Source organism: Microvirga sp. GN3 (genome assembly GCF_055792825.1).
In genome coordinates this window covers 1-9411 of sequence record NZ_JBVVAK010000236.1, presented here as the reverse complement: position 1 = coordinate 9411, position 9411 = coordinate 1, and the positions used below count along the sequence as shown (strand labels likewise).

General features: G+C 59.2%; 8 protein-coding genes. 7 read left to right on the top strand and 1 reads right to left on the bottom strand.

Translation table 11 applies throughout. The features are described 5' to 3' along the window. Positions 1-747: 747 nt before the first annotated feature. On the bottom strand, positions 748-1656 hold the full coding sequence (locus ACS5Q1_RS44605) for a LysR substrate-binding domain-containing protein (RefSeq protein ID WP_473104235.1): 909 nt from the start codon (positions 1654-1656) through the stop codon (positions 748-750). 205 nt (positions 1657-1861) lie between these two features. On the opposite strand from ACS5Q1_RS44605, the gene nikB reads away from it, so the two are divergent. The 7 genes from nikB to ACS5Q1_RS44570 form a co-directional block, all read left to right on the top strand. Continuing rightward, the gene (gene nikB / locus ACS5Q1_RS44600) at positions 1862-2782 is read left to right on the top strand and encodes a nickel ABC transporter permease (RefSeq protein ID WP_473104234.1); all 921 of its coding nucleotides are present in this window, start codon (positions 1862-1864) and stop codon (positions 2780-2782) included. Then, positions 2775-3638 (top strand): ABC transporter permease, encoded by an 864-nt coding sequence (locus ACS5Q1_RS44595; RefSeq protein WP_473104233.1) that lies wholly within the window; start codon positions 2775-2777, stop codon positions 3636-3638. The genes nikB and ACS5Q1_RS44595 overlap by 8 nt, the downstream gene beginning before the upstream one ends. 38 nt (positions 3639-3676) lie before the next feature. Further along, the gene (locus tag ACS5Q1_RS44590; RefSeq protein ID WP_473104232.1) at positions 3677-5248 is read left to right on the top strand and encodes an ABC transporter substrate-binding protein; all 1572 of its coding nucleotides are present in this window, start codon (positions 3677-3679) and stop codon (positions 5246-5248) included. Positions 5249-5401: 153 nt separating this feature from the next. After that, positions 5402-6913, top strand: a complete 1512-nt coding sequence (argH, locus tag ACS5Q1_RS44585; protein ID WP_473104231.1) for an argininosuccinate lyase — start codon at positions 5402-5404, stop codon at positions 6911-6913. Between the two features lie 36 nt (positions 6914-6949). After that, positions 6950-8593, top strand: a complete 1644-nt coding sequence (locus tag ACS5Q1_RS44580) for an ABC transporter ATP-binding protein (protein WP_473104230.1) — start codon at positions 6950-6952, stop codon at positions 8591-8593. Between the two features lie 142 nt (positions 8594-8735). After that, positions 8736-9101, top strand: coding sequence for a beta-eliminating lyase-related protein (locus ACS5Q1_RS44575; RefSeq protein WP_473104236.1), 366 nt, complete (start codon positions 8736-8738; stop codon positions 9099-9101). Beyond that, on the top strand, positions 9049-9411 hold a 363-nt coding region (locus tag ACS5Q1_RS44570), incomplete at its 3' end, for a beta-eliminating lyase-related protein (RefSeq protein WP_473104229.1). The genes ACS5Q1_RS44575 and ACS5Q1_RS44570, both read left to right, overlap by 53 nt.

Sequence of the window (9411 nt, the reverse complement as noted above, 5' to 3'; positions counted from 1 at the left end):
AGGACATCCTCGATCATTGCTGTGACGCGTGGAACAGGCTCACCGAGCAGCCCTGGACGATTATGTCCATCGGCTTGCGCGACTGGGCACACGGGTTCTGATCACCAGGACGTGGTATAAGGGGACGTGAGACGGCCAAGATCCGGCTCGACCAAGCGCTCCCGCTCGGCAATGTGACGCCAGATGCGAGTGTCCGCCTTTATTTGCTCTTCCAGCGGCAGGACGTCTTCAGCTCGCGCTGATCCTCTCGGCGTTCGGAGCGCAGGAAGCGCACCCACGCGGGAGGTCTCCGCGGATGCGAGGGGCGTAGAAAGTCCTGCTCGGGTGCGAGGCTGATACGGCGCTTTCACGAGAGTTCGAAACCGCCTCTTGCAGAATTCTACCTTCCGAGCCGTCGCTGGCTCAGCTCAATTGCGTGGACTCCGAAGGTGGCCTAATAGCACGGAGCGGACCTGATCCGAACTTCGGCAAGAGCAGAGTGAAGCAGACGTTCGCACGGGCTCGCGTAAAAGCTCAGTTTGGCCCGTTGGAGACCTTCCCAGCTTCAGGAAAGGGCTGTCATTTAGAACCTATTCCATAAGAATGACTGATGAGCCAATCCATATGTTGAAAAGCAAGCCGGGGCATCCAAATTGACGGCTTGAAAAGCTAAGCTCGTAACACCTAGATGGGCGAGCTGCCCATCCCATCCGTTCCCAGTTGCCCGAAACCTTCATGTCTGACGTTTCTAGGGAAGCAGTGTTAAGGTTATCCTTCGTGTCGTCTGTTCTCCTTCTTGAACAGTTCCACCATGATCTCGATGAAGTCCTGAGATAGACGCGAGTGCTGATAATGGGCTGGCCTCACCACTGAAACGTCGAAGGTAATACAGGGTCTGAATGGACGGCGTACAACTCCGTTCGGGCTCAAATAGCTCGCCGTAAACGGATCAACGATGGAGACACCGAGCCCAGATGCGACCAACCCAATAGCGCTGGCAGCCAGGGATGTCTGCAGCAACTCGTGCTGGAAGACACCGGCATCCTTGAAGGCCTGATCGACCTTGAGACGCACAGGACTGTTCCTACCCAAGGTGATGAAGGGCAGGTTCTTTAGATCGTCAGGCTCAAGCACCTCTTTCTTCGCGATTTCATAATGCGCAGGTACCACACAGACCGCCTCGACAGAAGGCAGCGGTGTGAGATCAGCGCCGGGAAATTCACCACCAACCTGCGCGAACCCAACGTCGAAATGACGGCCGGCCACGAGTTCCAGGATCAGGCGTGAATTCAGACTTTCCAAAATCACGTTCACGGCCGGGCGGTCCGCATGAAACGCGCTGATGGCTTGCGTGATACAGCTCAACGACAAGGCGCCAATGGATGCAACGCGTAAGGTGCCTACCTTAGCCTGCCGCAGATCGATGGCGATCTTCGCGATGCGGTCCATGCCGACATAAAATCGGTCGACTTCGGCAAACAGGATCGTTGCCTCGTAGCTCGGAATGAGACGGTTACCCTCACGGCGAAAGAGCATGAGCTTCAAATCTGCTTCAAGATCCTTGATCAGGCGGCTCACAGCCGGTTGCGTGATCTTTAAAAGTTCCGCTGCAACTGTCATGCTGCCAGTAAGCATAACCGCCCGAAAGGCTTCGATTTGCCGGGGGTTCATCTGCATGTGGCGAGGCTCATATAGAAGACGGCCCTTTAGTCATTGGTATAAGATTTGTTATTGCAGAACACTCGCGGGACAAGAGGTACACCTCTCGCATAACATTTCCTTATAGAGATAGTAGGGCATATGTACTTGAATCATGCAAATCATCAATGCCTAATTTGCGCTCTTCGCTGGCTAGACATCACTGCGGGGCGTGCCAAAGACAATGGTAACTTACATTCTCCGACGCCTGACGATGCTGATCCCAATGCTATTGGGTGTGTCGATTGCCGTCTTTCTCGTACTTCATCTAATCCCGGGCGATCCTGCGCGCATGGCCGCAGGACCGGATGCTACCGAAGCTGACATCGAACAGATCCGAGTCAATTACGGGCTCGATCAGCCGCTCACCATTCAGTATGGCATCTATCTCAAGAAGCTGCTGCAAGGTGATCTCGGAGAGTCGTTCCAAACGCTCGCTCCCGTGACCGAAGGTATCGCCCGCACCTTCCCGGCAACGCTTGAACTCACTGTCGCCGGCATGCTGATCGCCGTTCTGCTCGGCGTTCCCCTTGGCATCTATTCCGCCCTACATCCGCGCGGCACAGCAGACCGGTTGGTGACGAGCGTGGCGGTGCTCGGCATCTCGATGCCTGGCTTCTTTCTCGGTCTCGTGCTGATGCTCGTCTTCGCATCCATGCTCGGCTGGTTGCCGCCGACAGGCAGAGGAACATGGGCGCATCTGGTGCTGCCCAGCCTTACACTCGGCCTGCCTTACGTGGCAACTTTCGCCCGCCTGACGCGCTCCAGCATGCTCGATGTGCTCTCGGAAGACTTCATCCGCACAGCCCGCGCCAAAGGCCTTTCGTGGAAGAAGGTCACCTACCGCCATGCCTTGCGCAATGCGTCGATCCCCATCGTCACCGTACTTGGCCTCGACTTTGGCCGCCTGCTCGGCGGCGCGGTGATCGTTGAGACTGTCTTCGCCTGGCCTGGCATGGGTCGCTACATGGTCGATGCGATCATGGTTCGCGACATCTATGTCGTGCAGGGAACCATCCTGGTGTTCGCTGCTGCCGTCGTCATCATCAACCTTCTCGTAGACGTGATTTATGGCATCCTCGACCCTCGCATCTCCTATGCCTAAGCGCGACAAGTCGCAGAATTTCCTCGGCTATCTCATTCGCCGACGGAATTACATGGCGATTGCAGCTGCTATCATCACGATCGTTTTCGTGCTGGCTGCGGTCTTCGCACCACTTCTTTACGACTGGACCGCGACGACGCGAGTGGCGCTCAATACCGCTCTCCTGCCGCCATCGGCCGGCTATCCGCTCGGCACTGACGAGTTGGGGCGCGACATGCTGGCACGCCTAGTCTGGGGCGCGCGCATCACCCTCGTCGTCGCCGTAGTCAGCGTCGCCATCGCTATGGTGATCGGCATCGTGCTTGGCGCTCTGTGCGGCTATTACGAGAACTGGTTCACCAATCTCGTTATGCGCTTCATGGATTTCATGATCGCATTCCCGCGCACGCTGCTCGCCATCATCATCGTCACGATATTCGGCTCCGGCGTCTTGAGTCTCACGCTCGCCATCGGCATCTCCACCATTCCCGCTAATGTGCGTCTGTTCCGAGGACCGATCCTAGCCCTCAAGAGACGCCAGTTCACCATGGCGGCAAAGGCTTTGGGCGCGAAGGATTCGAGCATCCTGTTCTCACACATCCTGCCCAACATCATGTCCTTGATCATCATTCAGAGCACGCTCTCGCTCGCCGAAGCCATTCTCATCGGCTCAGGCCTGAGCTTCCTCGGACTCGGACCGCAGCCGCCGACACCCGAATGGGGCGCGATGATCGCTGCCTCCCGCGCACATATCACGAGCCATCCGCACGTGATCTTCGCGCCAGGCCTTGCTCTGTTTCTGGTGATTCTCAGCTTCAACCTCGTCGGTGACGCCTTGCGCGATTACATCGACCCCCGGTCGCGTAAGGCGCTTTAGTTTCGATGCGACTCCTAACCATAAGGAAAGAGGGAAACATGCAATCATTCTTGACACTCACCCGCCGCTCCTGCCTCAGCTTGAGCCTTGCTCTCCTGAGCGCCACCGCCTTCATGTCGCCCGCCGCAGCACAGGCCGAATTCAACCTGCGCGTCGTGCAGGGCACGGACGTGGATACGCTCGACCCCGCCGTGTCGCGCAGCACGCCGTCCCAAGTTGTGTTCAACAATATCTTCAACACGCTCGTGCGCTGGAAGGACACCAAGCTCACTGAGATCGTGCCGGATCTTGCCGAGTCTTGGACCAAGTCGGAAGATGGCCTGAAGTGGACTTTCAAGCTGCGCAAGGACGTGAAGTTCCATGACGGTACGGCCTTCGATGCGGAAGCCGTCAAGTTCAGCATCGATCGCATTGCCGATCCGGCACTCGGCTCGCCCAACCGCTCGCTCTTTACCAATATCAGCCAAGTGACGGTCGTCGATCCTCTCACGGCCGCGATCATCACTAAAGAGCCCTCGCCGATGCTCCTTGAGATCCTGGCGGACGAGTATTCCTCCATCAACAGCCCGACGGCAGTGAAGGCTGGTGGCCGCGCCTATTCGCGCAAGCCGGTCGGCACTGGCCCCTACGTGATGTCAGAGTTCATCCCGGGTCAACATGTGATCATCAAGCGCAACCCGAACTACTTCGGCACGCTCGGCAAGGCCGACACCATGACCTTCCGCCCGGTGCCGGAGCCGGGTGCACGCGTGATCGAGCTTGAGGCCGGCAATGCCGACATTGCGCTCAACATAGCGCCGGAGTCTGCCGACAAGATCAAGCAGAACAAGGAGACCGAGTTGGTCGTCGAGCCGAGCTCGTTCCAGATCTTCTTCGAACTTAACACCACCAAGCCACCCTTTAACGATCCGCGCGTGCGCTTGGCCATCAACCACGCTATCGACCGCGACGCGATCATCGAGAAGATCCTGAACGGCTATGGCAACAAGCCGGAGGGCATCTTCCCTGAAGGCGCACAAGGCCGCTCTAAGCAAACCGCCTACCCTTACGATCCCGAGAGGGCCCGCAAGATGATCGCGGACGTCTTCCCGAACGGCTTCAAGGAAAAGATCGTCATGTGGACGCCCGCTGGGCGCTACATGAAGGACAAGGCTGTGGCCGAAGCCGTGCAAGGCTACCTCAATGCCATCGGCTTTGAGACCGAGTTCAAGGTCTGGGAATGGGCAACTTACCAGAAGACGCTCTATCGTCCTGAAGAGGGCAAAGGCACCGGTAAGGGCAGCAACGACGCCCATATGTGGCTGCTCGGTACGGGCGTGACGAACGCCGATTGGCGCCTTCGCCGCAAGTTCTTCAGCACCGATGCGTCGAACCTGACGGGCTACAACAACCCAAAGATCGACGAGCTGCTGAAGAAGGCCTCGGTCGACATGAACTACGAGTCACGAATGAAGGCCTACGGCGATGTGCAGCGCATCGTCTGGAACGAAGCGCCGAACTCCCTTGTCCTTTTCGACCAGGTGCAGCTTATCGGCACCGCGAAGGGTCTCAAGGGCCTTGAGGTCTATGGCGACGAGATCGTGAAACTCGATCAGGTCACCAAGCAGTAAGCCTCTGAAACCGGATCACTCAGCATAAGAACAGGTCCGGACCAGCTGACGGCCGGCTCGGACCCACTAACAAATAACAGCCATCCGACGCGGTATCTTCCGCGAATGGCGGAGCCATGCCTCCGACCACCTCATACTGAACTGGAAGTAACAATGAACAAGCCGGTGACCGAACGCGGAATTCTGCTGACCGAGGCTCGCCTCAGCAGTCCCCCGGCGGAAGGCCTGATTAAGTATCATGACATTCCAGGTCTTGCCCGCGAGAAGCGCCACTTCCAAGAATTCAACCATGTCGATCTTGCGCACACCGTCATGCTCGCCGAGCAGGGCATCCTGCCGAAGGATGTGGCGAGCGTCATCCTGAAGGGCCTGCTCGAACTGCGCCACATGGACCCGGCCACTTTCCCCATCGATCCGGTCAAGGGCAGCTTCCTGCTCCAGGTTGAGGCCTACCTGTTCTCGCGGATGGCCGAGGATGTCGGCGGCCAGATGCATACGGGCCGCAGCCGGATCGACCAGGGCACAACCGTTCGCCGCCTCTACAAGCGTAACCGTATGCTCGACGTGCTGGAGCGTTTGAACGGCTTCCGCGAGGCGCTCATCGCCAAGGCCGAGAAGCACTCGCGCACCATCATGCCTGGGTACACCCACATGCAGCAGGCTCAGCCCTGGGTGTTCGGCCACTACCTTCTCAGCATTGTCACGCGCCTGACCGAAGACTTCACCCGGCTCACGGAGTCTTACGCCCGCGTCAACCTGAATCCGCTCGGCGCAGTGGGCCTCTCCGGCACCTCTTGGCCGCTCGACAGGCAGCGCACGACGGAGCTGCTCGGCTTTGCCGCTCTGCTGGAAAACTCCAAGCTCGGACGCGAAGCCTTCTACGCGGCGGATGCCATCGGCGCGCTCGCCATCACCATGTCGACCTTGAACGATCTCGCCACGGATCTGCACATCTGGTCGAGCACGGAGTTCGGCTTCGTTGAGTCCGATGACGCCTATTGCGGCACCAGCAGCATCTTCCCGCAGAAAAAGAACCCCGCCGGTCTCGAAACCGTCAAGAAGGCGGCAGGCGGGTCGGTGACATGGCTTGCCACTGCCCTCGGCACCTTCCGCGCGGAGGGCACGGGCGACCAAGCCATGCGGGACCTGCCCCTCATCGACGACGCCCTTGAGACGACCGAGGGCATGCTTGATCTCTTCACGGGTATCATCGCCACCCTCATCGTGCACGAGACCCGCATGCGCGAGGCTCTGAACGGCAGCTGGTGCACAGCGAGCAACCTGGCAGACGTGATCGTGCGTGAAACCGGTCTGTCCTTCCGCCAGGTTCACCATGTGGTCGCGCGCCTCGTGCGCATCTGCCTCAATGAGGGCATCACACCCACCACCGTTGCGGTGGACGTGCTAGATCGTGCCGCGCAGGAAACCATCGGCCGCGATGTTCAGTTGGACCAGGACACGGTTACAAAGGCTCTTGACCCCGAGGTCTTTGTGAAGACCCGTGTGACGACCGGCAGCGTTGCGCCCTCTGAGGTGGACCGTATGCTGGACGTCGCCAAGACTCAGCTGGCGGATGGCCGCGCATGGCTTCATACGGAGCGTGCGCGCATTGCTGAAGCCGTTGCCAAGCTCGATGCTGCCATCGACACCATTACCTCCGCTTAGATGCAGATGGACAGGCCTGAACGAAGGGATCATCCAATGTCGAATCTTGAGACTTCGCAACCTCTGCTCGAGATCAACGATCTGCGCGTCACTTTCCTGACCTCGGAGAATACGGTTCAGGCTGTAAAAGGCGTTTCCCTTCACCTCAACAAGGGAGAAACCCTGGCGCTTGTGGGTGAATCCGGGTCAGGAAAGTCGATCACAGCCCTGTCCATTCTGCAATTGCTTCCCTATGCGGTCGCCAACGAACAGACCGGCAGCATTCGCTTTGCCGGTCGTGAGTTGCTAGGCGCATCGGAAGACGAGCTGGAAAAGATCCGTGGCAACAAGGTCGCCATGGTCTTCCAGGAGCCCATGACCTCCTTGAACCCTCTCCAAACCTTGGAGACGCAAATCGGCGAGGTTCTCAAGTTCCACAAGAGTATCCGTGGCAACAAGGCGCGCGAGCGCATCATCGAACTTCTCGCGCTCGTCGGACTGCCGATGCCGGAAAAGCGTCTCAACGCTTACCCGCATGAACTCTCCGGCGGTCAGCGTCAGCGCGTGATGATTGCCATGGCACTCGTCAATGAACCCGATCTGTTGATCGCGGATGAGCCGACGACCGCACTCGATGTGACGGTGCAGGCCCAGATCCTCGGTTTGCTCAAAAGCCTGCAAAGCCGTTTCGGCATGGCCCTCCTACTCATCACCCACGATCTCGGCGTTGTCCGCAGGATGGCGGACCGAGTCTGCGTGATGAACAAGGGCGAGATCGTTGAAAAAGGCGAGACAGAGCAGATCTTCGAGGCTCCGCAGCACCCCTATACGAAGCATCTTCTGGCGTCCGAGCCGAAGGGCCAGCCCATTGCCGCCAGCACGGATGCGCCGGTCATTCTTGAAGCCAACGACATGAAAGTGTGGTTCAGCATCAAGGGCGGCTTCCTGCGCCGCACCGTTGCGCATGTGAAGGCGGTGGATGGCATCGATCTTACGGTCCGCCAAGGCCAAACCGTCGGGGTCGTCGGAGAAAGCGGGTCCGGAAAATCGACACTTGGCACGGCAATCCTGCGCCTCATCGAAAGTGAAGGCTCCATTCGTTACCGGGGCACGGAGCTACGCGGTCTCGACAAGGACGCGCTGCGTGACCTGCGCCGGGAAATCCAAATCGTCTTCCAAGACCCTTACGGCTCCTTGAGCCCGCGCAAATCCGTGTCCAGCATCATCGGAGAAGGCCTGAAGATCCATGGTATTGGCTCTTCGGAAGCCGAGCGGAACCGGATGATCGCCTCGATCCTGGAAGAAGTCGGCCTCGACCCTGCCGTTCGTGACCGTCATCCTCACGAGTTCTCGGGTGGCCAGCGCCAGCGCATCGCCATCGCGCGGGCCATGATCCTGAAGCCGAAATTTGTTGTGCTCGACGAGCCGACCTCGGCTCTCGACATGTCGATCCAGGCGCAGATCATCGACCTGCTGCGCGATTTGCAAAAGAAACATAATCTCGCTTATCTCTTCATCAGCCACGACCTGAAGGTTGTAAAGGCGCTATGCGAGGAGGTGATCGTCATGAAATCCGGCAAGGTGGTCGAACGGGGCAAGGCCGAGGCCATCTTCAACGCGCCGGAGCAGCCCTATACGCAGGCACTCCTCAAAGCCGCCTTCGACGTTGTGGCGGATACCAGCGGCGTCGTCTCCTCCTGATCCTTCGGCTTTCAACGTCCAGAAACAAGTTCTTTCATGATCGACCTGCGCAGCGACACGGTAACACGCCCCACTAAGGCATGCTGGAGGCCATGAATGCTGCTCCTGTAAGCGATGATATTGGGGCGACGATCCCTCCGTCATCGCGCTTCAAAATGCCGTCGCGGAGAGGGCCGGCAAGAAGGCTGGGCTGTTCTTTCCGTCCCGCACGCAAAGCAACTTAGCCGCGCTTCTGACCCATTGCGGACGCGGCGATGAGTATATCGTTGGCCAGGATGCCCACACTTACAAGTACGAGGGCGGCGCTGCCGTTCTCGGCAGCATCCAGCCGCAGCCCATCGGGAACGCTCCCGACGGAACGCTGCCCCTGGACGAGGTCCGCAGCGCCATCAAGCCGGACGACCCCATTGTGCCCGCTCGAAGCTGCTCGCCCTCGAAAACACGATGGGCGGTACGTGTTGCCCGCAGCCTATGTCAGGGAAGCCGCGAGGCTTGCCCGCGATCATAACGTCGCCTTCCATCTGGACGGCGCGCGGGCCTGGAATGCCGCGGTCGCCAGCAAGGCCAACCTAGTACTACAGCCGGGTTTGACGTCGGCGACGGGTGCGCTCGCGCCAGTGACAGTCATGAGCGCGCTGCTGATGGCGCCGGCGCCACACCGACCAGTGCTCAACCGCTTCAACCGAAGGCGGCTGCTCCCAGACCAGGTGCCAGAGAAGCCGCCGTACCTCCGGCACGGTGAGCGGCAACAACCCCGCGGCTTGCACGACGGGGGCTTCTCCCCCCGATGGCGTGCTGGCGCACGACGGTCAGATAGG

Excerpts from the sequence above, each read along its gene's own strand:
- ACS5Q1_RS44580 (WP_473104230.1), top strand. The coding sequence starts at position 6,950 with ATGTCGAATCTTGAGACTTCGCAACCTCTGCTCGAGATCAACGATCTG.
- ACS5Q1_RS44590 (WP_473104232.1), top strand. The coding sequence starts at position 3,677 with ATGCAATCATTCTTGACACTCACCCGCCGCTCCTGCCTCAGCTTGAGC.
- ACS5Q1_RS44595 (WP_473104233.1), top strand. The coding sequence starts at position 2,775 with ATGCCTAAGCGCGACAAGTCGCAGAATTTCCTCGGCTATCTCATTCGC.
- argH (WP_473104231.1), top strand. The coding sequence starts at position 5,402 with ATGAACAAGCCGGTGACCGAACGCGGAATTCTGCTGACCGAGGCTCGC.
- nikB (WP_473104234.1), top strand. The coding sequence starts at position 1,862 with ATGGTAACTTACATTCTCCGACGCCTGACGATGCTGATCCCAATGCTA.
- ACS5Q1_RS44605 (WP_473104235.1), bottom strand. The coding sequence starts at position 1,656 with ATGCAGATGAACCCCCGGCAAATCGAAGCCTTTCGGGCGGTTATGCTT.